General features: G+C 69.7%; 21 protein-coding genes and 1 pseudogene. 5 read left to right on the top strand and 17 right to left on the bottom strand.

Features of this window, described 5'->3' with window-relative positions; translation table 11 throughout:
* Window positions 1–63 precede the first annotated feature (63 nt).
* The 5 genes from ACIRGA_RS35290 to thyX all read right to left on the bottom strand — a co-directional run bounded on the left by ACIRGA_RS35290 (window position 64) and on the right by thyX (window position 5620).
* Window positions 64–1761 (bottom strand): ribonuclease J, encoded by a 1698-nt coding sequence (locus ACIRGA_RS35290; protein ID WP_400949769.1) that lies wholly within the window; start codon window positions 1759–1761, stop codon window positions 64–66.
* Window positions 1758–2771, bottom strand: a complete 1014-nt coding sequence (dapA, locus tag ACIRGA_RS35285) for a 4-hydroxy-tetrahydrodipicolinate synthase (RefSeq protein WP_240598077.1) — start codon at window positions 2769–2771, stop codon at window positions 1758–1760. The genes ACIRGA_RS35290 and dapA overlap by 4 nt, the downstream gene beginning before the upstream one ends.
* A 110-nt stretch (window positions 2772–2881) precedes the next feature.
* Window positions 2882–4393: a serine/threonine-protein kinase gene (locus ACIRGA_RS35280; protein ID WP_400949767.1), complete on the bottom strand. Its 1512-nt coding sequence runs from the start codon at window positions 4391–4393 to the stop codon at window positions 2882–2884.
* An 82-nt stretch (window positions 4394–4475) separates the two neighbouring features.
* Window positions 4476–4868, bottom strand: coding sequence for an ACT domain-containing protein (locus ACIRGA_RS35275; RefSeq protein ID WP_016332627.1), 393 nt, complete (start codon window positions 4866–4868; stop codon window positions 4476–4478).
* On the bottom strand, window positions 4868–5620 hold the full coding sequence (thyX, locus tag ACIRGA_RS35270) for an FAD-dependent thymidylate synthase (protein ID WP_400949763.1): 753 nt from the start codon (window positions 5618–5620) through the stop codon (window positions 4868–4870). The genes ACIRGA_RS35275 and thyX overlap by 1 nt, the downstream gene beginning before the upstream one ends.
* Before the next feature lie 133 nt (window positions 5621–5753).
* Between thyX and ACIRGA_RS35265 the strand changes: the two genes are divergently transcribed.
* Both ACIRGA_RS35265 and ACIRGA_RS35260 read left to right on the top strand, forming a co-directional pair.
* On the top strand, window positions 5754–6278 hold the full coding sequence (locus ACIRGA_RS35265) for a toxin-antitoxin system HicB family antitoxin (RefSeq protein ID WP_400949760.1): 525 nt from the start codon (window positions 5754–5756) through the stop codon (window positions 6276–6278).
* 10 nt (window positions 6279–6288) lie between these two features.
* On the top strand, window positions 6289–7197 hold the full coding sequence (locus ACIRGA_RS35260) for a DUF4097 family beta strand repeat-containing protein (RefSeq protein WP_400949756.1): 909 nt from the start codon (window positions 6289–6291) through the stop codon (window positions 7195–7197).
* Between the two features lie 309 nt (window positions 7198–7506).
* On the opposite strand, the gene ACIRGA_RS35255 is transcribed toward ACIRGA_RS35260, so the two are convergent.
* Complete coding sequence (locus ACIRGA_RS35255; RefSeq protein ID WP_400949753.1) at window positions 7507–8727, bottom strand: winged helix-turn-helix domain-containing protein; 1221 nt, start codon at window positions 8725–8727, stop codon at window positions 7507–7509.
* Window positions 8728–8786: 59 nt separating this feature from the next.
* Between ACIRGA_RS35255 and ACIRGA_RS35250 the strand changes: the two genes are divergently transcribed.
* On the top strand, window positions 8787–9347 hold the full coding sequence (locus tag ACIRGA_RS35250; RefSeq protein ID WP_400949751.1) for a GNAT family N-acetyltransferase: 561 nt from the start codon (window positions 8787–8789) through the stop codon (window positions 9345–9347).
* A gap of 66 nt (window positions 9348–9413) precedes the next feature.
* Here the strand turns inward: ACIRGA_RS35250 and ACIRGA_RS35245 are convergent.
* Window positions 9414–9716: pseudogene (locus ACIRGA_RS35245) on the bottom strand (GtrA family protein); the annotation flags it as partial.
* Window positions 9717–9970: 254 nt separating this feature from the next.
* On the opposite strand from ACIRGA_RS35245, the gene ACIRGA_RS35240 reads away from it, so the two are divergent.
* Both ACIRGA_RS35240 and ACIRGA_RS35235 read left to right on the top strand, forming a co-directional pair.
* On the top strand, window positions 9971–10492 hold the full coding sequence (locus ACIRGA_RS35240) for a YqaA family protein (protein ID WP_400949748.1): 522 nt from the start codon (window positions 9971–9973) through the stop codon (window positions 10490–10492).
* Between the two features lie 52 nt (window positions 10493–10544).
* Window positions 10545–11207: a GNAT family N-acetyltransferase gene (locus ACIRGA_RS35235; protein WP_400949745.1), complete on the top strand. Its 663-nt coding sequence runs from the start codon at window positions 10545–10547 to the stop codon at window positions 11205–11207.
* On the opposite strand, the gene ACIRGA_RS35230 is transcribed toward ACIRGA_RS35235, so the two are convergent.
* The 10 genes from ACIRGA_RS35230 to ACIRGA_RS35185 all read right to left on the bottom strand — a co-directional run bounded on the left by ACIRGA_RS35230 (window position 11204) and on the right by ACIRGA_RS35185 (window position 21117).
* A complete protein-coding gene (locus tag ACIRGA_RS35230; protein WP_400949742.1) occupies window positions 11204–11653 on the bottom strand; it encodes a tetratricopeptide repeat protein in 450 nt (149 codons plus the stop codon). The genes ACIRGA_RS35235 and ACIRGA_RS35230 overlap by 4 nt on opposite strands.
* Entirely contained in the window at window positions 11650–12396 is a 747-nt protein-coding gene (gene dapB, locus ACIRGA_RS35225; RefSeq protein ID WP_400949739.1) for a 4-hydroxy-tetrahydrodipicolinate reductase, read from the bottom strand. The genes ACIRGA_RS35230 and dapB overlap by 4 nt, the downstream gene beginning before the upstream one ends.
* A complete protein-coding gene (locus ACIRGA_RS35220; RefSeq protein WP_400949736.1) occupies window positions 12393–13757 on the bottom strand; it encodes a M16 family metallopeptidase in 1365 nt (454 codons plus the stop codon). The genes dapB and ACIRGA_RS35220 overlap by 4 nt, the downstream gene beginning before the upstream one ends.
* Before the next feature lie 97 nt (window positions 13758–13854).
* On the bottom strand, window positions 13855–16116 hold the full coding sequence (locus ACIRGA_RS35215; RefSeq protein ID WP_400949733.1) for a polyribonucleotide nucleotidyltransferase: 2262 nt from the start codon (window positions 16114–16116) through the stop codon (window positions 13855–13857).
* Window positions 16117–16350: 234 nt separating this feature from the next.
* Entirely contained in the window at window positions 16351–16620 is a 270-nt protein-coding gene (rpsO, locus tag ACIRGA_RS35210) for a 30S ribosomal protein S15 (protein ID WP_003084034.1), read from the bottom strand.
* Between the two features lie 128 nt (window positions 16621–16748).
* Complete coding sequence (gene thpR, locus ACIRGA_RS35205; protein ID WP_400949789.1) at window positions 16749–17258, bottom strand: RNA 2',3'-cyclic phosphodiesterase; 510 nt, start codon at window positions 17256–17258, stop codon at window positions 16749–16751.
* Window positions 17255–17737 carry an XRE family transcriptional regulator gene (locus ACIRGA_RS35200; protein ID WP_400949730.1) on the bottom strand — a complete coding sequence of 161 codons (483 nt, stop codon included), beginning with the start codon at window positions 17735–17737 and terminating at the stop codon, window positions 17255–17257. The genes thpR and ACIRGA_RS35200 overlap by 4 nt, the downstream gene beginning before the upstream one ends.
* 114 nt (window positions 17738–17851) lie before the next feature.
* The gene (locus ACIRGA_RS35195; protein WP_400949727.1) at window positions 17852–18814 is read right to left on the bottom strand and encodes a bifunctional riboflavin kinase/FAD synthetase; all 963 of its coding nucleotides are present in this window, start codon (window positions 18812–18814) and stop codon (window positions 17852–17854) included.
* 39 nt (window positions 18815–18853) lie between these two features.
* On the bottom strand, window positions 18854–19777 hold the full coding sequence (gene truB, locus ACIRGA_RS35190; protein ID WP_400949725.1) for a tRNA pseudouridine(55) synthase TruB: 924 nt from the start codon (window positions 19775–19777) through the stop codon (window positions 18854–18856).
* Between the two features lie 29 nt (window positions 19778–19806).
* The gene (locus ACIRGA_RS35185) at window positions 19807–21117 is read right to left on the bottom strand and encodes a nitrate/nitrite transporter (RefSeq protein ID WP_400949722.1); all 1311 of its coding nucleotides are present in this window, start codon (window positions 21115–21117) and stop codon (window positions 19807–19809) included.
* Between the last annotated feature and the right edge of the window lie 49 nt (window positions 21118–21166).

Here is a 21166-nt window from a genome sequence, read left to right as displayed (position 1 = left end):
CCGATTATGCGCGCGAAGGCCCCTTCACTCGACTGAGTAAAGGGGCCCTCTCGCGTACTACGGCTAAACGGGGATGACCGTCGGCACGATCATCGGACGGCGCCGGTAGGTGTCGGCGACCCAGCGGCCGACGACGCGGCGCACGGCCTGGGCGATGCGGTGCGTGTCGGTGATGCCCTCGGCCTCGGTCCTGGCGAGTTCCATCTCCACCATCGGGACCACGGCGTCGAGCGCCTTCGGGTCGTCGGAGAACCCGCGTCCGGACACCGTCGGCCGTGTCACCGCGCGGCCGGTGCTGGTGTCCACGGCGACGGTGATGGCGATGAAACCACCCTCGCCGAGCACGAGCCTGTCGGACAGGGTCGACTCGCCGACGTCGCCGACCGAGAGACCGTCGACGTACACGTGCCCGACCTCGACCCGGCCGGTCCGCGTGGCCTTGCCGTCGACGAGGTCGACCACGACCCCGTCCTCGGCGATGACCACGTTCTCCGGGGCGACGCCGGTGCGCACGGCCAGCTCTCCGTTGGCGCGCAGGTGTTTCCACTCGCCGTGCACCGGCATGACGTTGCTGGGGCGCACCGCGTTGTACAGGTACAGCAGCTCGCCCGCCGACGCGTGCCCGGACACGTGCACCTTGGCGTTGCCCTGGTGCACGACGTTCGCGCCGAGCCGGGTGAGGCCGTTGACGACACCGAAGACCGCGGTCTCGTTGCCCGGGATCATCGAGCTGGCCAGTACGACGGTGTCGCCGGCGCGGATCGAGATCTGCCGGTGTTCGCCGCGCGCCATCCGCGACAGCGCCGACAGCGGCTCGCCCTGCGAACCGGTCGACACGAACAGCACCTTGCTCTCGGGCAGGTCGCTCGCCTGGTCGAGGTTGACCAGCAGACCGGCGGGCACGTTCAGCAGGCCGAGATCGGCCGCGATACCCATGTTCCGGACCATCGACCGGCCGACGAACGCGACCCGGCGCCCGTGCCGTACGGCGGCGTCGAGCACCTGCTGGACGCGGTGCACGTGGCTCGCGAAACAGGCCACGATGACGCGCTGGCCGACCTTGCGGACGACGTCGTCGAGCACCGGGCCGATGTCGCGTTCCGGCATGACGAAACCGGGCACCTCGGCGTTGGTCGAGTCGACGCAGAACAGGTCCACGCCCTCGTCGCCGAGCCGGGAGAACCCGGCGAGGTCGGTCAGCCTGCCGTCGAGCGGGAGCTGGTCGAGCTTGATGTCACCGGTGTGCAGCACGACCCCCGCGGGCGTGCGGATGGCGACCGCGAGCGCGTCCGGGATCGAGTGGTTGACCGCGAAGAACTCGAGGTCGAACTCGCCGACCTTGCGTCGCTCGCCCTCGCGGACCTCGATCAGGTTCGGCCGCTGGCGGTGCTCCTTGGCCTTGGCCGCGAGCAGCGCGTTCGTGAACCGGGAGCCGTAGATCTTCAGGTCCGGCACGAGCCGCAGCAGGAACGGGACGGCACCGATGTGGTCCTCGTGCCCGTGGGTGAGGACGAGACCGTCGATGTCCTCGAGGCGGTCTTCGATCGCGCGGAAGTCGGGCAGGATCAGGTCGACGCCGGGCTGGTCGTCCTCCGGGAAGAGGACCCCGCAGTCGACGATCAGCAGACGGCCGGCGAACTCGAAGACGGTCATGTTGCGGCCGACTTCGCCGATCCCGCCGAGCGCGACCACGCGCAAGGCGCCTTCGGGCAACGCGGGCGGCGGGGTGGTCGGTCCGGGTCCGGTTGGCAATGAACTCACCGAGGCATGGTCCCTACGCTGGTATGTGAGGTCGGCGCCGTGTAGGCCGCCGCTGAATCTGCTTGTGCCACTCGTGCACCATGCCAGTCACTGGCGGCGCTTTCACCGAGCGGCACGCCCCCCTGGGCGAGATCGGCGGAAATCGCCTGGAGCTGCTCGTCGCTCGCGGCCACGATGGGCAGCCGCGGGTCGCCGATGTCGAATCCGCGCAGCTTCAGGGCCGCCTTCGAGAAGGCGACCCCGCCGACCCGGGACATCGCCCGCAGGACCGGCAGCATGCCGCGGTGGTTGGTGCGCGCGGTGGAGGTGTCGCCGGATTCGTAGGCGTCCATCATGCCGCGGATTCGGCCCGCCACGACGTGCCCGATCACGCTGACCACGCCCGCGCCGCCGACCGAGACCCACGGCAGGTTGAGGCCGTCGTCACCGGAGTAGTAGGCGAGCTGGGTGTTCGCGATGACCTCGGAGCCGGCGATGAGGTCGCCCTTGGCGTCCTTCACCGCGAGGATGCGCGGGTGCTCGGCCAGCCGCAGCAGCGTGTCGACCTCGATGGGGACGATCGAGCGCGGCGGGATGTCGTAGAGCATCACCGGCAGCTCGGTGGCGTCGGCGACCGTGGTGAAGTGCGCGTACAGCCCGGCCTGGCTGGGCCGCGAGTAGTACGGCGTGACGACGAGGATGCCGTGGGCGCCCGCCGCTTCGGCCTGCTTCGCCTGCTCGATGCTGTGCGCGGTGTTGTTCGTGCCCGCGCCGGCGACGATCGTCGCGCGGTCACCGACCGCTTCGACGACCGCGCGGACCAGCTCTGCCTTCTCGGCGTCGGTGGTGGTGGGGCTCTCCCCCGTCGTGCCGTTCACGACGAGACCGTCGTTGCCCAGTTCCACGAGGTGTTCGGCCAGCTCCTGCGCCCGCTTCAGGTCCAACGCGCCGTCGGCGTCGAAGGGGGTGGCCATCGCGGTGAGCACGCGCCCGAACGGTCTTCCCGGCGCTGCGGTAGGTGGAGTGGACATGCTGTGAAGGTACCTCCTGCGTGCGCCGAACCCTTGCCGACGTGGTCGTTCCCGCCGAATGCGGGAGATTTTCCGTGGCGAAGGCGAACTCGGCGCAAACTCTCTGTGAGCTATTTGACCTTGGTCGTGATCTGCGAGGGGATCTGGCTCCCGTCCGACTTGGCGAGCAGGCAGTAGTAGCCCCGCGAGTAGCTCGACGAGCTCGAGTCGTTCTTGTCCACGGGCCGCTTCCATTCCGCCTCGGTCGGGACGACCGCCCGCCAGGTCAGGGAGGCCCGCTGCGCCGCGGGCACGGCGTTCGAGTTGAAGGTCGCCGAGCAGGTCGCCTCGGCGATCCGGTTGACCGTTTCCGCCCCCGGATACTCGGCGACCTGCGCGTCGTCGTCACTGGCGGACTCCACTTCGAGCAGTGTCCGCTTGGCGAAGATCTCCAGCAGGTGGTCCTTGTCGCAGCTGACCCCGTCGTTCAGGTTGATGCCCTCTCTGAGGGGCACGTTGTAGCAGTCACCGGACGAACCGAGTTTGACCTGGCCGTTGATGCCGTAGGTCAGCGTCGCCTGCGCCTGCGCGTTGCCCTCGGGCGCGGCCATCCAGCGGCCGAGGAAGATCCCGCCGACCAGGGCGCCGATCACGGCGACCGCGGCCAGGCTCAGCCACAACGGGCGCAGGTTGCGCTTCGGCGGGGCGGGGGCGAGCCGGGTCATCGGCTGGCCGGACTGCGGCATCATCGCCGTGCCACCCGAAGGCGGCGTCGGCTGGGCCTGCACGCCCTGCGCGGCCGCGAGCAGGCTGCGCACCTGGTCGTACGACATCCGCGCCTCGGGTTTGGTGACCAGCAGGCCGAGGATCGCGGCGGCCAGCGGGCCCTGGACCCTGGTCAGGTACGGCGCCTCGGTCATGATCGCGTGCAGCGTCGCCGCGGTGGTCGACCGTTCGAACGCGACGATGCCTTCCGCGGCGTAGAACAGCGTCGTGCCCAGCGACCAGAGGTCGGATTCGGGCATCGCGTCCCGGCCCTCGACCCGTTCCGGCGCCATGAACGCGGGCGAGCCGACGATCATGCCGCTGGTGGTCAGGCGCGGGTCGTCGGCGGCGTGCGCGATGCCGAAGTCGGTGAGCTTCACCCGGCCGTCCGGCGCGACCATGATGTTCGCGGGTTTGACGTCGCGGTGCACGATCCCGGCGGCGTGCGCGGCCCGCAGCGCGGACAGCACCCGCTCCCCCACCAGCGCGATCTGCTGGGCGGGCAGCGGACCGCGGTCGCGCACCAGGTCGGCCAGCGTCGGCGCCTCGACCAGCTCCATCACGATGAACGTGGCGCCGTTCTCGGTGACGACGTCGTACACGGTGACCACGGCCGGGTCGTTGAGGCGCCCGGCGGAGCGGACCTCGCGCAGCATCCGCTCCGTCAGCACCGAAGCGTCCTCGGGAGCGTTCGGGAACTTCAGCTCCTTGATCGCCACCTGGCGGCCGATCACCTGGTCCTGCGCGCGCCAGACGATGCCCATCCCGCCGCGGCCGAGCTCGCCCAGCAGGGCGTATCGGCCGGCGACGATCCGCGCGCCGGTGGCCTGCTGGGTCTGCTGAGGCGGCCCGTACGGACGGGTCTGTTCGTCGGTCAAGGTTCGATGCTCCTTCGGTTCGCGCAGGATGCCAACTCGGACCCGTTCGCGTCCCGAAAGGTTCCTTCGCCTGGCTGGTGAGTCAGACCGTGACCTCGTGCCCGGCCTCCCGGAGCGCCTTCACGGCGCGCTCCAGCTCGGCGGCCCGGACCAGCACGTGGTCGGTGTCGAACGTGGACATCGAGAACAGCGCCACGCCGGCGGCGGCGAGCTCGCTCGACAGCGCGGCGATGATGCCGGTCAGCGTGAAGGCGAGCGGCCCGCGGACCGACAGCAGCCGCCAACCGTCCTCGACGGTGGCCCCGGCCGGCGCGAGACCGGCCGGGCAGATCACCGACAGCTCCTCGGGCGTCCGGGTGAGGGAGATCAGCACGGGCTCGCCGGGGTCGAGCAGGTTCGCCGGAACCGGCGCGTCCGGGGCGAGGCGGGCGACCGCGTACTCGCCGGGCCGGACATCGATCGCGAGGCGTCGCATCAGCCCTCGAGGACCTTCGGGCTGGACGCGACCTCGGTGCCGTCGGGCAGCGCGGAGATGGTGAAGTCGGCGAACACGTTGCTCGACGCCTTCTGCAGCTCACGCAGGCAGTCGATGGCCAGGGCGCGGATCTCGACGTCGGCGTGCTCGGTGGCGCGCATCGCGATGAAGTGCCGCCAGGCGCGGTAGTTGCCGGTGACCACGATGCGGGTCTCGGTCGCGTTCGGCAGCACGGCGCGGGCGGCCTGGCGGGCCTGCTTGCGGCGCAGGGTCGCGCTCGGCACGTCGGCGAACTTCTCCTCCAGCCCGGCGAGCAGTTCGGTGTAGGCGTCGACGGCGGCCTGCGAGGCGGCGAGGAACTTCGCGTGCAGCTCCGGGTCCTGCGCGATGACGTCGGGCTCGACGAACGCGGCGTCGCGCTCCGGGACGTAGCGCTGCGAGAGCTGCGAGTACGAGAAGTGACGGTGACGGATCAGCTCGTGCGTCAGCGAGCGGGAGATCCCGGTGATGTAGAAGCTGACGGAGCCGTGCTCCAGCACCGACAGGTGACCGACGTCGATGATGTGCTCGAGGTAGCCGGCGTTGGTGGCCGTCTTGGGGTTCGGCTTCTTCCAGGACTGGTAGCAGGCCCGGCCCGCGAATTCGGCCAGCGCCTCACCACCGTCGGCATCGGTCGACCACGGTACGTCGGACGGCGGGAAGAACTCCGTCTTCGCGATCAGTTGAACCTTGGGTGACACGGTCTCGGCCACGTTCGCACTCCTTTTCGACCCCTGCTCCACGACTCCGGGCAGCGTAACCGCAAGCGTCTTTGACGCCGGGGCGACATCACCGTGACGTCATGACCTCCTTGACTGACATCACAAGTGACGTCATAGTGGTGTCATGGACCTGACGCCGTACATCACAAGCCTTCGCGAGGACCTCGCGAACACGGCTTCGGCCGGCGACGAGCAGACGCGGCGCGCTGCCGCGCTGCTGTCGTCGGCGCTGGAGCCCGCCGCCCGCCTGACCATCATGAACGCCCTCGCGGACCTCGCCGCCGAAGTGACTTCGGCGCTGCCGGGGCACGTCGTCGACGTCCGGCTCGACGGCCGCGACGTGCGCGTCGTCGTCACCGGCTCGGCCGAGGGCGCCGAGCAGTCGGCACCCCGCACCGAGGCGCCGCGGGAGGCCCCGCGCGCGCCCAAGGTGGACACGGGCGACATCACCCGCATCACGCTGCGCCTGTTCGAGCAGGTCAAGGGCCAGGCCGAAGCCGCGGCCGCCTCGCAGGGCGTTTCGCTGAACACGTTCGTCTCGCAGGCCGTCCAAGGCGCGCTGGGCAAGAGCGGGAGCGAGCACTGGCAGCACAAGCAGAAGCCTGGCGGCGGTGCCGGTTCGCACCTGCACGGCTGGGTCCAGGGCTGAGGGGGACGAAATGACCGAGGAAAGCATTCCCGCCGGTGAAGAGACCGTGCGCGTCGAGGAATTCGAAGCCGAGGGCCCGATCGAGGTCGACGTGAGCGTGGCCATCGGCCGGGTGACGATCGAACTGACCGGCGAGACCGGGGCCCACGCCGAGGTCCGCCGGGACGGCGGCGAGCAGCAGCCGTGGGTCGACGGGATGACGAGCCTGCTCAGCTGGGTCGGGGAACGCTTCGGCGACCAGCTCGGCGGTTCGCCGGCGGGCTCGGTCGGCGACGCCGTGGCGCAGACGCGGATCGAGAAGGTCGGCAACCGGCTGGTCGTCCAGGCGCCGAAGGCCTGGCAGCTGAAGAACGTCCCCCTTGCCGTGACCGTCCGGGCGCCCGCCGGTTCACATCTGGAGGTGCGGGCCGGGGCGGCCGACGTCACGGTCACCGGCGCGGCCGGACGGGCCGACCTCATGACCGGGGCGGGCAAGATCGGCCTCGAACGGGCCGACGGTTCGGCGATCGTCCGCACCGGCACCGGCGACATCAAACTCGGCCCGACGCTGTCCGGTCTGCAACTGCGCACCGGCAGCGGCTCGGTCGAGGCCGCCTCGGTGAGCGGTTCGGCCACGGTCGCGACCGGCACGGGTGACGTCTGGCTCGGCGAAGTCGCGGGCGAGGTCCTGGCACGCACCGGCAGCGGCGACCTGTCGGTGGCGGACGCCGCTTCGGGAACGTTGGAGCTGACCACCGGATCGGGTGAAGTCCGGGTCGGGATCCGCGGCGGCGTTCAGGCGGAGATCGATCTCTCGTCGACGACCGGGTCAGTGTCGAGCGAGCTGGATGTCGCGGAGAGCGCACCTTCGGAGGTCTCGCTCAAGGTGCGGGCGCGCACCGGCACCGGCGACGCGGTGGTGACCAGCGCGGCCGGCTGAGCCGCGGACCCGCAGGGGGATCGAGGGACCTTTGCTCTCACTTTTCCACGGGGGTGGGAGCAAAGGTCCCTTGCTCATTTCTTCAGGTGGCCGGGGTTGAGCCACATCCGCAGCGGATGCCGTCGGCTCCAGCACCGGAGCTTGAACTTGTGCTCGACGGCTCGCCGGGACGAGGGGTGTGTGGAAATAGGGACACACAACGTCCCTATTTACACACACCGCTCCGGAACCGGTCGTGACAGGGACGGTGTCGCCTGACTGTGTGGATTTCGGGTCACCCAACGCACCAAAATCCACACAGTCACGAGGTCAGCGCACGAGGCGCGCAAGCACCGGAGCGAGATCGCCCCGCTCCCCCACCACGACTCCGTCCAGCCCCTGCCATTCCGCCATCAGCCGCAACTCTCCCGCCAGCTCACTGGCGACCCGCGCGACATCCACGCCAGGTTCGGCGAAGGCACCCTGAACGCGAAGCACGCCGGCGGCCCGATCGCATTTGAGGTCGACGCGGCCGACGAGTTCGCCGTCGAGCAGGAACGGGAACACGTAGTACCCGTAGATCCGCTTCGGCTCGGGCACGTAGATCTCGATGCGGTAGAAGAAATCGAAGATGCGCTCGGTGCGGGCGCGTTCCCAGATCAGCGGGTCGAACGGCGACAGCAGCGCGCGACCGGTGACCGTGCGAGGCGTCTTCGCCGCGACGTGCCGGTACGCCGGGGCGGGCCAGCCGTCCACGGTCACCGGTTCCAGCACGCCCTCCTCGACCAGTTCCGCCACCGCCCGCTTGCTGACGTCGGGGCCGAGCCGGTAGTAGTCCCGCAGGTCCGGCTCGGTGCCGATGCCCAGCGCGACGGCCGCGCGGGTGATCAGTTCGCGGGCGCCTTCCTCCGGGCTCACGGTCCGCGACAGGATCTCCGGCGGAACGACGCGTTCGGTCAGGTCGTACAGCCGCTCGAACGACCGGCGCGTACCGGTGGTCAGCTGCCCCATGCCGAAAAGCCACTCGCAGGCCTTCTTGACCTCCGAGCGCTCCCACCAAGAACCGGGTTTCGAACCTCCCGACTTGCCCTCCAGCGCGCGCTCGATGCCGCCCGCGCCGATCGGTCCCTGTTCCTTGACCACGGTCAGGATGTCGTCCACCAGCTGCGGCGTCTGCTCCAGCACCCGCGCGTAGTTCGTCCACCAGCCCATGCGTTTCGCGCCGGACCGCAGGAGCGGCCAGTCCGCCACCGGCAGCAGGCTCGCCTCGTGCGCCCAGGATTCGACCAGCATCCGGGGTTTGCGCGCGGAATGGGACCAGGCCGCGTCGTCCACCAGCGCGGGCTCGTACGCCCCGAGCCGGGAGAACAACGGCATGTAGTGCGCGCGGACCGCGACGTTCACCGAATCCAGTTGCAGCAACTGGATTCGCGACAGCACGCGCTGCAGATGCCGCCTGGTCACCGCCCCACCCGGACGTGCCTCGGCGAACCCTTGCGCGGCCAAGGCGATCCGGCGCGCGACCGGCCCGCTGATGGTCGTAGTGCTCATCGTCCGAATGGTGCCATCCACCACCGACAGTTTTCGGGCGCACCGATAATCTGCGCAGCATGGCCGCCGCCGAAGTCCGCCCAGCAGTCGTGTCCGACGCCCCCGAAATCGCGCGCATCCAACGCGACACCTGGCGAAGCGCCTACACGGAGCTGCTCGGCGAAGCGGCTGTCGCCGGGCTCGACATCGAGGAACTCGAAAAGACCTGGACCGAGACGATCGAGTACCCGGGCACGCGCGTCTTCCTCGCCACCGAAGGCGAGTTCACCGTCGGTTTCTGCGTCGCCGGCCGCGCCCCGGAGAGCGAGGTGGCCACGGCCGACGGATCGCTGCCCGACGACGCTTCGACGACGGCGCTCATCGCCTCGCTGCTGGTCGAGCCGCGCTGGGGACGCCGAGGGCACGCCGGACGCCTGCTGGCGAACGCGTCTGCCTGGCTGCGCGAGGACGGCGCCACGCGCGGGATCAGCTGGGTCGCCCAGACCGATCACGCGTCACTGGGTTTCTTCCGCCGCGCGGGCTGGTCGCCCGACGGGACCGTCCGCATCCTCGACACCGGGAGCACGAACGTGCGCGAAGTCCGGCTCACCGGCGGCCTCGACCTCGAGCTCACTCCCTGACTTCGCGAACACGACCCAGCGCATCACCGAGTACATGAACACGCCTTCGCACGCCCCGGCGATGAGCCGCGAGAGGCGGTAGTCGACGCCCAGCGCGGCCAGTCCCGCGCCGACGCCGAGCAGGAACGCCACGTAGTTGATGACGATCGCGATGACGTACAGCACCGCCTGCCTGCCGACGGGCGCGTGCGAGCGGAAGTTCATGCTGCGGTTCAGCACGAAACTCAACCCGAACGCCGTCGCGTACGCGAGCGTGATCGCCAGCCACACCGGCAGGCCGAGCCAGCCGCGGAGCAGGGTCAGCAGGAGCAGGTCGACCCCGAAGGTGAACCCGTTGATGAGCGCGAAACCGAGGAAACTCGGCGCCACCAGCCGGGAAAGCCCGAAGGGAAGGCGCCGCACCACGGCCGCGCAGAAGTCGGCGAAGCGATCCGCGAAACCCTTGCCGCGGACCGCGTCGTGCACGTCGGCCACGGATCCAGCATGGCAGCGACAGGTGGCCGCGAGCCGACGAACAGGTGATCTTCTGGTGCGCCCCGGAAGCCGGGAACGGGGGCTGGCCCCAGTGCGTCCTGGTTTTCAGCTGATAACTTGGAGAGAACGAAGATAACGGGGAGGCAACGATGGTGGGCTGGTTGCTCCTGTCGTTCGGCGTCGCCTTCGGATCGGCGATCCTGCCCGTCGTCAGTATCGAGATGTTCCTCATCGGCCTGTGCGCGAGCCAGCCGACCATGCCGTGGCTGCTGCTCGGCGCCATCGTCGCGGCCGGGCAGGTGGGCGGGAAGACGCTCTACTACCTCGCCGCGAAGGGCACGATCAAACTGCCGAAACCGCTGCACGACCGCCTGCACCGGGAGCGGCCGCCCACCCCGCGCCGGGAACGCTGGCGGGCGCGCACCAAGAAGATGCGCGCCCGGCTCGACGCCCTGCGCGAGCGGTGCCATCGGCATCCGCATTGGATGGCGGGCACGTACGGCGTGAGTTCCGTGGTCGGCCTGCCGCCGTACATGGCCACGAGCGTGCTCGCGGGCCTGGTGCGGATGCCGCTGGCGACCTTCCTGGCCACCGGTTTCGTGGGCCGCTGGCTGCGGTTCAGCCTGCTGGCCGCCTCCCCCGCCTTGTTCGCGGGCTGGTTCCACTACTGAGCGCGGAAAAGGGAATGCGCGCCGGCGCGGCCGGGCCCTAGGGTTTTCGCCCATGCCGACTTCGTCCGCGTATCCGCCGTTGAACGTGCAGGTGCACACACCCCGCTTGTCCTTGCTGGGGGCGACGGACGAACTCCTGGAGCGGTTGATCCCGACGGTCCGCAAGGGCGTGGTCACCGAACCACCGTGGCCTTTCGACGATCCCGCCTCGCTCTACGAAGACAGCCCGGAGCGCGAATGGCGGTGGCTACGCGGGATCTGGCGGGGCCGAGGTCAGGTGAGCGAGAGCAAGTGGCGGCTGTACTTCGTCGTGGTCGTCGACGGCGAGCCGGTGGGCATGCAGGATCTGATCGGCATCGATTTCGCCACGTTCGGCACGGTCACCTCCTTTTCCTGGCTCAGCCCGGCCATGCGGGGCCGCGGCCTGGGCAAGGAGATGCGGCAGGCCGTGCTGCATCTGGCGTTCGAGGGGTTCGGAGCGCGTGAGGCGTCCAGCGACGCCTTCTTCGACAACCAGGCCTCGAACGGCGTCTCGCAGGCGCTGGGTTACGAGCCGAACGGCGTCACCTGGGACACCCGGCGCGGCGAACCCGCGCAGATCAAGCAATGGCGCCTGACGCGCGAACAGTGGCGACGCCGGGACGACATCGAACTCACCGCCGTGCGCGAATGCCTGCCCGTCCTCGGGATCGAGCCCACGCATTCAGAGGACTAAATGCGGGAGGCGGCTTCCAGTTCCACAGCGCGCCGCATCGTCGCGCGGGCTCGTTTCCGATCGCCGGCGATCTCGTACGCGTACGCCAGCCGGTACCAGACGCGCCAGTTCTCCTGGTCCGCCTCGACCTCGGCGCGGCGTTCGTCGAACCACGCGTCGGCGGCGTCGCGATCCACCCGGCCCGAAGGCCTGCGGGGCAGATCGGAAACGTCGGGCAGGCCGCCTTCTTCGTCCAATCGCCGCGAGAGCCGCTGGATCTGGACGCCGGAACGCCAGGTGGTGACGATGATCCAGATCCCGAGCAGCGGCAGCAGCAGGACCCCGATACCGAAGAGCACCGGCACCGTCTCGCCGGTACGCAGCAACGCGATGCCCCGGCCCGCCAGCAGGACGACGTAGACGGCGAGCGCCGCCGTCATCACCAGCGCGAAGTTGCGGGCCCTCACAGGTCGAGGATGTTCTCGAGACCGACAGTGAGGCCGGGCCGCGTGAGCACCGAACGCACACCGAGCAGCACGCCCGGCATGAACGACGTGCGGTGCAGCGAGTCGTGCCGGATGGTCAGGGTCTCACCCTCGCCACCGAACAGGATCTCCTCGTGCGCCACCAGCCCGGGCAGCCGGACCGAGTGCACGCGGACGTCGTCGACGAGCGCGCCGCGGGCACCGTCCACTTCGGACGTCGTCGCGTCTTCGCCGGGAGCGAGACCGGCTTCCGCGCGGGCCTCGCCGATCAGCCGCGCGGTGTGCGCGGCCGTACCGGACGGCGCGTCTGCCTTGCGGTTGTGGTGCAGTTCGATGACCTCGGCCGAGTTGTAGAACCGCGCCGCCTGCTGGGCGAACCGCATCGCGAGCACCGCGCCGAGCGCGAAGTTCGGCGCGATGAGCACGCCGAGCGACGGGTCGGCCGCGAGCCACGAGCGCAGCTTCTCCAGCCGCTCCTCGCTGAACCCGGTGGTGCCGACGACGGCGTGGATCCCGTTGCCGGTCAGGAATTCGAGGTTGTCCATCACCGCGTCGGGATGGGTGAAGTCGACGACGACCTGCGCCTGATTGAGCGCCGAGAAGTCGTCACCGGCGTCGAGCGCGGCGACGAGCTCCATGTCGTCGGCGCCGTTGACGGCGTTCACCACTTCCTGGCCCATCCGGCCGCGTGCGCCCAGCACGCCGACGCGAATTCCAGCGGTCATGATGCGATCACCTCGTGCAGATCGTCCGGAAGGTCGTCGGCGTGAGCGTACGGCCCGACCACCGCCGCCGCCGACACGCCACCAGGGCGGTGCAGCAGAGTGCGAGCGAGCGCACAGACCTCTTCGGTGGTGACGGCGTCGATCCGCGCCACCGTGTCGTCGACGCCGAGATAGCGGCCGTAGTTCAGTTCGTTCTTGCCGATCCGCGACATCCGCGACGAGGTGTCCTCGAGGCCGAGCACGAGCCCGCCCCGCAACTGCCCCTTCGCCCGCGCGACCTCGGCTTCGCTCAGCCCGTCCTTGCCGACGAGTTCGAGCACCTCGCGGATCACGCCGGCGACCTCGCCGAGCTTCTCCGGCTGGCAGCCCGCGTACACGGCCATGTGCCCGGCGTCGGCGTAGCTCGCGACGGACGAATACACCTGGTACGCCAGGCCGCGCTTCTCGCGGACCTCCTGGAACAGGCGCGAGCTCATCCCGCCGCCGAGCGCGGCGTTGAGCACCGACTGCGCGAACCGCCGGTCGTCGTGCCGCGAAAGGGACCGCAGGCCGAGCATGACGTGCGCCTGCTCGGTGTCGTCGGTGTGCAGCGCGAGCTTCGGCGCCATCGCGATCCGCGCGCGACCGCCACGCGGCGCCACGGGTGTCGCCGTGCCGGTCAGCCTGTTCCGCAAAGCCTTGCGCACCAAGCGAAGCACCTGAGCGTGCTCGATGTTCCCGGCGACGGCGAGCACCATCCGCGGCAGGGTGTAGCGGCGCCGGTAGAACCCGCGCAGCGCCGAAGCGGACATCTCGATGATGGACTTCTCGCTGCCCAGCACCGGACGGCCGAGCGCGTGGTCGCCCAGGATCGCGCCGACGAACGTCTCGTGCAGCAGGTCTTCGGGGTCGTCGTCGCGCATCGAGATCTCTTCGAGCACGACACTGCGCTCGGTCTCGACGTCCTTGTCCGTGCACAGCGCCTCGAACACGACGTCGGTGACGAGGTCCATCGCGAGCGGCAGGTCCTCGTCGAGCACCTGCGCGTAGTAGCAGGTGTGCTCCTTCGCGGTGAAGGCGTTGAACTCCCCGCCGACCGCGTCGATCTCTTCGGCGATCTGAGTGGCGTCGCGGTTCGTGGTGCCTTTGAACAGCAGGTGTTCGAGGTAGTGCGCCGCGCCCTCGACCGACGACGGCTCGTCACGCGATCCGACCCCGACCCACAGCCCGACCGTCACCGAACGGGACGCGGGAACGTGTTCGGTGATGACCCGGAGGCCACCGGCCAGCACGCTGCGCTTGACCACCGCGCCGTCCGAAGTGGACTCCAGCGTGCGGGTGCTGCCGACGGGCTGTTCGTGCCCAAAGATCTGACGAGCCATGGATCCTTCTGCCTCACGTGCCGTGAAGGCCACCTTGAGGGACTCAGAGTCCCTCAAGGTGGCCTTCACGGATCACTGGTGCTGTGGAGCGGGACTACTACGCGTCGGCCTTCGGAGCCTCGGCCTTGTCACCCTCGGCGGGCTTCTCGGCGGCGGCGTCGGCGGCCTCGTCTTCCTTGACCACGACCAGGCTGATCTTGCCGCGGTTGTCGATGTCGGCGATCTCGACGCGGAGCTTGTCGCCCACGTTGACCACGTCTTCGACCTTGGCGATCCGCTTGCCGTTGCCCAGCTTCGAGATGTGCACCAGGCCGTCCTTGCCCGGCAGCAGCGAGACGAACGCGCCGAACGCGGCCGTCTTCACCACGGTGCCGAGGAAGCGCTCGCCGACCTTGGGCAGCTGCGGGTTGGCGATGGCGTTGATCTTGTCGATCGCCGCCTCCGCCGACGGGCCGTCGGCCGCGCCCACGTAGATCGTGCCGTCGTCCTCGATGGAGATGTCGGCGCCGGTCTCCTCGGTGATCGAGTTGATCATCTTGCCCTTCGGGCCGATGACCTCGCCGATCTTGTCCACCGGGATCTTCACGCTGGTGACGCGCGGGGCGTACGGGCTCATCTCGTCCGGGCCGTCGATCGCCTCGGCGATGACCTCCAGGATGGTGAGGCGAGCGTCCTTCGCCTGCTTCAACGCGGCCGCGAGGACCTCCGACGGGATGCCGTCGAGCTTCGTGTCCAGCTGCAACGCGGTGATGATGTCCTTGGTGCCGGCGACCTTGAAGTCCATGTCGCCCATGGCGTCTTCGGCACCGAGGATGTCGGTCAGCGCGACGTAGCGGGTCTCGCCGTCGACCTCGTCGGAGATGAGGCCCATGGCGATGCCGGCGACCGGCGCCTTCAGCGGGACACCCGCGTTCAGCAGACCCATGGTCGAGGCGCAGACCGAGCCCATCGAGGTGGAGCCGTTGGAGCCCAGCGCCTCGGAGACCTGGCGGATCGCGTACGGGAACTCGTCCCGCTTCGGCAGCACCGGGACCAGGGCGCGCTCGGCGAGCATGCCGTGGCCGATCTCGCGCCGCTTCGGCGAACCGACGCGGCCGGTCTCGCCGGTGGAGAACGGCGGGAAGTTGTAGTGGTGCAGGTACCGCTTCGTGGTCTCCGGGGAGAGCGAGTCGATCTGCTGCTCCATGCGGAGCATGTTCAGCGTGGTGACGCCCAGGATCTGGGTCTCACCGCGCTCGAACAGCGCGGAACCGTGCGCCCGCGGGATCACGGCGACCTCGGCGGCGAGCGACCGGATGTCGGTCAGGCCGCGGCCGTCCATGCGGATCTTGTCCGTGAGGACGCGCTTGCGCATGATCTTCTTCGACAGGGCCTTGAACGCCGCGCCGATCTCCTTCTCACGGCCCTGGAAGGCTTCGCCCTCGCCCAGGCCGACCTTCTCCAGCACCGCGGCCTTGACCTGGTCGGTCGCGTTGTCGCGGTCCTGCTTGCCCGCGATGGTCAGGGCGTTCGCGAGGTCGTCGGTCGCGATGGCGGCGACGGCGTCGAAGGCGTCCTGCTCGTAGGCCAGGAAGACCGGGAACTCGCCGGTCGGCTTGGCGGCCAGCTCGGCCAGCTGCTGCTGGGCCTCGCACAGCACCTTGATGAACGGCTTCGAGGCCTCGAGGCCCTCGGCGACGGCGATCTCGTCCGGCGCCTTGCCACCGTCGGCGATCAGGTCGAGCGTGCGCTCGGTGCCCTCGGCCTCGACCATCATGATCGCGACGTCGTCACCCACGATGCGGCCGGCGACCACCATGTTGAAGGTGGCGTCCTCGAGCTGCTTCCAGGTCGGGAACGCGACCCACTGGCCCTCGATCAGCGCGACGCGGACGCCGCCGACCGGGCCCGAGAACGGCAGGCCGGCGATCTGCGTCGAGGCCGAGGCCGCGTTGATCGCGAGCACGTCGTACGGGTCGTCCGGGTTGAGGCTCTGGACGGTGATGACGACCTGGATCTCGTTGCGGAGACCGTCGGCGAACGACGGGCGCAGCGGCCGGTCGATCAGGCGGCAGGTCAGGATCGCGTCGGTCGACGGGCGACCCTCGCGACGGAAGAAGGCGCCGGGAATGCGTCCGGCGGCGTACATCCGCTCCTCGACGTCCACGGTCAGCGGGAAGAAGTCGAAGTGGTCCTTCGGGTGCTTCGACGCGGTGGTCGCGGAGAGCAGCATGGTCTCTTCGTCGAGGTACGCGACGACGGCGCCGGCGGCTTGACGGGCCAGGCGGCCGGTCTCGAAGCGAACGGTGCGGGTGCCGAAACGGCCGTTGTCGATCACGGCTTCGGTTTCGTGCACGGTGACTCCGGTGGAGTCGGTCATAAGGTGTATCTCCTCTTTTGATCCTCTGTAACGGCGCGAGTCTCCCATCCTGGGACCTGTTTCGCCTGCGGACGCTCGAGGAGTGAGGCCGGTCTTCGATCGAAGCCCCCGGGCCGTTGCCCGGGAACCACTACCGAGGACCGGCGGACGGTTCCTCGTGCGCGCTCGCGCCCGTGTATCTCCACTTGGACCGAGGGGGAGTGACCGATGTGGTCACTCCCCCTCGGGTTCAAGCTATCGGCGCAGGCCGAGACGCTGGATCAGCGCACGGTAACGCTCGATGTCCACCTTCATCACGTAGTTCAGCAGCCGGCGGCGGCGGCCGACCAGCAGCAGAAGCCCGCGACGGGAGTGGTGGTCGTGCTTGTGAGCCTTGAGGTGCTCGGTGAGGCCGACGATGCGCTTGGTCAGCAGCGCGACCTGGGCCTCGGGGGATCCGGTGTCCGAGTCGTGCACGCCGTACTCGGCAAGGATCGACTTCTTCTCTTCGGTGGACAAAGCCACAGTGGTGCTCCTAGATATCTGTGCCGTGCGGCCCGGACGATGTCTTCACGCCGGGTGAGACGGTCACGGCCGCCACGGACTGCAGCCGGACCCAATCATCGAGGCTACCAGCCTCGTGATCAGCGGCTTCAGTCGCGGGCGTGGTTCAACGCGTACGACCGGATCACCCGGTAGCGCGACAAGCCCTGCTCACGGTCACTGCTCATCAGAACGGCCTCGGTCGCCGTCCAAGTCTCACTGGTGAACCCGGCCAGCCGCTCCACCCACGCGCTCGCGGCCTCCGGCCGGTCGCGGGGGAAGCGGGCCAGTGTCAGGTGGGCCACGTACGGCCTGCCTTCGTCCCCCGCGCCTGCCTTCACGGCCAGCTCGTGGAGCCCGGTTCCGGACACACTCAACCACAGCACCCCGGGGAATGTCGCGGCCTTTTCCAGCCGGAGGCCGACCGGGCCCGCGTCCGCCAGCCGTCCGGCGAGCCATTCGCCTCGTTCCGCCGGGTCGTCCGCGCCGTAGAAACCGAGGGTGATATGCCACTGTTCACGCTTTGACCAGCGGAAATCGCCTTCTTCGGGCGTACCGAGCGCGGCGGCGACCTGGTCGAGGACGCCGTCCGGCGGGATCAACGCGCTGAAGAGCGTCAGGAGCCGTTCCTCGCGGCGCGGCGGAGCAGGTCCGCCAGTGACGGGAAATCGTCGTCGAGCAGCTTCGCGGCTTCGGTGAGGTCTTCGTCTTCGCCGATGTCCCGCAGGGCCGCGAGGACACCCTGGTCGTCGGCGACCGCGCCGACCGGGATGCTGTCCCTGCCCACCGTCGGGCGCGAGTCGCGGACGTCTTCCAGTGCCTCCTGCATGGCCTTCCGGTCCCCCGCGGCGACCGCCGGGACCAGCACCTTGCGCTCCAGCATGATCATCTTGGCGAGGACGACCGGGTTCCCGATCTTCGCGCGGCGACCGCTCATCACCTGGCTGAGCATGGGCGCGCTGATGCCGAGGACCTCGGCGAGGAAGGCCTGGGAGATGTCGAACGCGACGACCAGTCTCCGCACGCGATCGCCGAGCGGCTCCCCGTACCACTCCCTCTGCAGCGCGATGTTCCGCTGGACGATCTTGTGGTCCTCCACCTGGTCCGCTCCCCTACCCCATCGAACGCCATGCGTGGTCCGTGACATCTTGCCACCGGAACGCACACGCACGGGCGTGTTTGTCGATTCTCGTCCGGCCAGGGCCGGGTCCGGTCAGTCCTGCCCGCCGAGCAGTTCCCTGGTCCGCGCGACGTCCTCGTCGATCTGCTTGACGAGACCTTCCGACGTGGGGAAACGGACCTGATCCCGCAGCTTGGCGACGAAATCGAGCGAAACGTGCTGTCCGTAGAAATCCTCGTCGATGTCGAGGACGAAAGCCTCGACGGTCCGCTCCCGCCCGGAGAAGGTCGGATTGGTCCCGACCGACACGGCGGCCCGCAGCCGGCGGCCAAGATCCGACGAACGAGTGAACCAAGCGCCGTAGACACCGTCGGCGGGCACCGCCGCGAACCGCGGCGTCGACAGGTTCGCCGTCGGGTAGCCGAGATCGTGCCCCCGGCCGTCGCCCCGGACGACGATGCCCTCCAGCCGATGCGGCCTGCCGAGCGCTTCGGACGCGGCCACGACGTCTCCGGCGTCGATGCACGAACGGACGTAGGTCGAGGAGAACGTGATGTCGTTGTCCGCCTGCTCCTGCGCGAGCAGGCCCTGCAGTTCCGCGCCCTGCGCCACGAAACCGAACCGCTTCCCCAGTGTGCGCAGCAGGTCGACGTCACCGGCCGCCTTGGCGCCGAAGGTGAAGTTCTCCCCCACGATCACGGCGGCCGCGTGGAGTTTGTCCACCAGCACCTCGTGCACGAACTCGTGCGCCGTCAGCCGCGACAGTTCCAGGGTGAACGGCAGCACGCAGAAGACGTCCACGCCGAGGCCCTCGACCAGTTCCGCCTTGCGGCGCAACGTGGTCAGCTGCGCGGGATGGCTGCCTGGCCGGATCACCTCCGACGGATGCGGGTCGAAGGTCAGCACCACACTCGGCACGCCGCGTTCGGCGGCGGCGCGGACCGTCCTCGAGATCAGCTCCTGATGACCGCGGTGCACGCCGTCGAAGACGCCGATCGTCACCACGCACCGTCCCCAGCTCCCGGGAAGGTCACCCAAACCACGCCAACGCTGCACTTGTGCCCCGTCTCCTCCAGGCCTGCTCCGTGCACCAGCCTAGGCTGGCAGCAACACGACCACCGACCGGGCCAGTTCGCCTTCGTCCGCCGCGAGGGCGAGCACCCGGCCGTCCGGTCCGAACATCCCGTACGTGCCCTCGATCCCGGCCGCGGGCACCCGCTGTCCATATCGGACCGACTGCGCCGTGCGGGCGTCCAGATCGCGGCGCGGGAACGCCGCGGCGACGGCGGCGTCGAGGTCCAGCGACAGCTCCGGTTTGTCTTCGAGCTGATCGAGGGTGCGGGCCTTGGCGAGGGTGAACGGGCCGACCGTGGTGCGGCGCAACGCGAGCAGATGCCCGCCTGCCCCGAGCCCGGCGCCGAGATCGCGGGCCAGCGCCCGGACGTAGGTCCCCGACGAACACTCGACGACGGCGTCGAGTTCGATCCGGCCGGCTTCGCGGCGGGTGGCGAGGAGATCGAAGCGGTGCACGGTGACCGGACGCGGCGGGATCACGACCTCTTCGCCGGCACGGACGCGGGCGTACGCGCGCTTGCCGTCGATCTTGACCGCGCTGACCGCGCTCGGTACCTGCTGGATGTCGCCGGTCAGCGCGGCGATCCCGGCGGCGATCGCTTCGTCGGTGATCTTCTCGACCACGTCCGGGGCGGCTTCGGCGATCGGCTCGCCCTCGGCGTCGTCGGTCGTGGTGGACAGTCCCAAGGAGAGGGTCGCGAGGTAGGTCTTGCGGTCCAGGGCCAAGTGGCCCAGGAGTTTCGTCGCGCGTTCGATGCCGAGCACGAGCACGCCGGTGGCCATCGGATCGAGGGTGCCGGCATGCCCGACCTTGCGGGTGCCCATGAAGCGCCGCGCCCTGGCGACGACGTCGTGGGAGGTCATCCCGGACGGTTTGTCGACGATGACGAGACCGGGCGGCGGAGCGGGACGTTTCTTGGCTTGAGCCTGATTGGGGCGCGACACGGGCCGAACCCTATCTTTCGGGCCTTCGCCTAGGACGAGACGGGCAGCGGCGCTTCGGCGTCCCAGCGGCGGCGCCGGATCTGCACCGGGATCGCCTCGCCGCGGGCCTCGGCCTCGAACAGCACGGCGCGGGTGCGCCGCCACCACACGAGCATCCGGAAGGTGCCGAACGCGAGCACCGCGATGACGGACAGCAGCGCCAGGCGGAACGTGCCGCCCGTCCACTCCAGCAGCACACCGACCGCGAGCGCCGAGATCGTCGTCGCCACGAAGCCGCCGACGTTCACCACCCCGGTCGCGGTGCCGACGCGCGAGAGCGGGTTGTAGTCCCGGGCCAGCGCGAAACCGATCATCGACACGGGCCCGCCGAGGGAAAGGAACGCGAAGACGGGCGCCAGGACCGCGACCGGCGTCGTCCCGCTCCAGCCGAGCAGGATCGCCCACATCACCGCGGCGCCGCCGATGTACCCGCCGACGAGCGGCATCCGCAGCGACGGACGCCGTCCGATCAGCCCGCCGATCACCGGGCCGCCGATCATCGAGCCGAACACGAACACGATCAGCAGCGAACTCGCGGTGGCCTTCGGATATCCCTGCCCCTGCACCAAAAACGGGACACCCCACAGCATGGTCAGCACGTTGGGCGCGAACATCGTGCTGAAGTGGACCCAGAACCCCAGCCGGGTCCCCGGCGTGCGCCACGCGTCGGCGACCTGGCGGCCCAGCACCTTCGGATGGACCTTTTCGCGCACGGGTTCCGGCATGCCGCGCGGGGTGTCTTCGACGCGGAGAGCGACGACCGCGGTGTAGAGCGCCGTCACCAGGCCGACGGCGAGGAACGTCGGGGTCCAGCCGGGACCGTCGAGCAGGAGGCCCAGCGGAAGGGTCGCGGCGAGGTTTCCGACGTAACCGATGGCCCCGGTCAGCGCGGCGAGCAGGGCGTACTGACGGCCGGGGAAATGCGCGGCGATCAGCCGCAGGATGCTCACGAAGGTGAGCGCGTCACCGAAGCCGACCACGGCGCGGGCGAGCAGGCCGAGCGGATACGAATCGGCGACCGCGAGCAGGAGCTGGCCGAGCCCGAGGAAGAACACGGCGCCGGTGAGCACGCGGCGCGGGCCGTAGCGGTCGACGAGGACGCCGGTGGGGATCTGCATCGCGGCGTAGACGCCGACCTGCAGGACGGTGAACGTGCCGAGCGCGGCCGCGCCGACGCCGAAGCGGTCGGCGGCCTGGAGCCCGGCGACGCCAAACGAGGTGCGGTGGAAGACGGCGAGGAGATAGACGGTGACGGCGGCCAACCAGATGAACCAGGACCGGCGGGTGGCTCGGCCTGTCACAGTGGTTCCTCCTTGGGCGGGTTCGGGCGGAAAGAGACGCCCGCGCTGC

Origin of the sequence: Amycolatopsis sp. NPDC102389, assembly GCF_044765885.1 — a bacterium.
GTDB lineage: Bacteria > Actinomycetota > Actinomycetes > Mycobacteriales > Pseudonocardiaceae > Amycolatopsis.
This window is presented reverse-complemented; position numbering and strand designations above follow the sequence as displayed.

What these genes read in the sequence shown, in the direction of transcription:
- ACIRGA_RS35215 (WP_400949733.1), bottom strand. Translation starts at nt 16,116, where the DNA reads ATGACCGACTCCACCGGAGTCACCGTGCACGAAACCGAAGCCGTGATC.
- ACIRGA_RS35265 (WP_400949760.1), top strand. Translation starts at nt 5,754, where the DNA reads ATGGACCTGACGCCGTACATCACAAGCCTTCGCGAGGACCTCGCGAAC.
- ACIRGA_RS35240 (WP_400949748.1), top strand. Translation starts at nt 9,971, where the DNA reads ATGGTGGGCTGGTTGCTCCTGTCGTTCGGCGTCGCCTTCGGATCGGCG.
- ACIRGA_RS35235 (WP_400949745.1), top strand. Translation starts at nt 10,545, where the DNA reads ATGCCGACTTCGTCCGCGTATCCGCCGTTGAACGTGCAGGTGCACACA.
- ACIRGA_RS35260 (WP_400949756.1), top strand. Translation starts at nt 6,289, where the DNA reads ATGACCGAGGAAAGCATTCCCGCCGGTGAAGAGACCGTGCGCGTCGAG.
- dapA (WP_240598077.1), bottom strand. Translation starts at nt 2,771, where the DNA reads ATGTCCACTCCACCTACCGCAGCGCCGGGAAGACCGTTCGGGCGCGTG.
- ACIRGA_RS35275 (WP_016332627.1), bottom strand. Translation starts at nt 4,868, where the DNA reads ATGCGACGCCTCGCGATCGATGTCCGGCCCGGCGAGTACGCGGTCGCC.
- ACIRGA_RS35250 (WP_400949751.1), top strand. Translation starts at nt 8,787, where the DNA reads ATGGCCGCCGCCGAAGTCCGCCCAGCAGTCGTGTCCGACGCCCCCGAA.
- dapB (WP_400949739.1), bottom strand. Translation starts at nt 12,396, where the DNA reads ATGACCGCTGGAATTCGCGTCGGCGTGCTGGGCGCACGCGGCCGGATG.
- ACIRGA_RS35255 (WP_400949753.1), bottom strand. Translation starts at nt 8,727, where the DNA reads ATGAGCACTACGACCATCAGCGGGCCGGTCGCGCGCCGGATCGCCTTG.
- ACIRGA_RS35220 (WP_400949736.1), bottom strand. Translation starts at nt 13,757, where the DNA reads ATGGCTCGTCAGATCTTTGGGCACGAACAGCCCGTCGGCAGCACCCGC.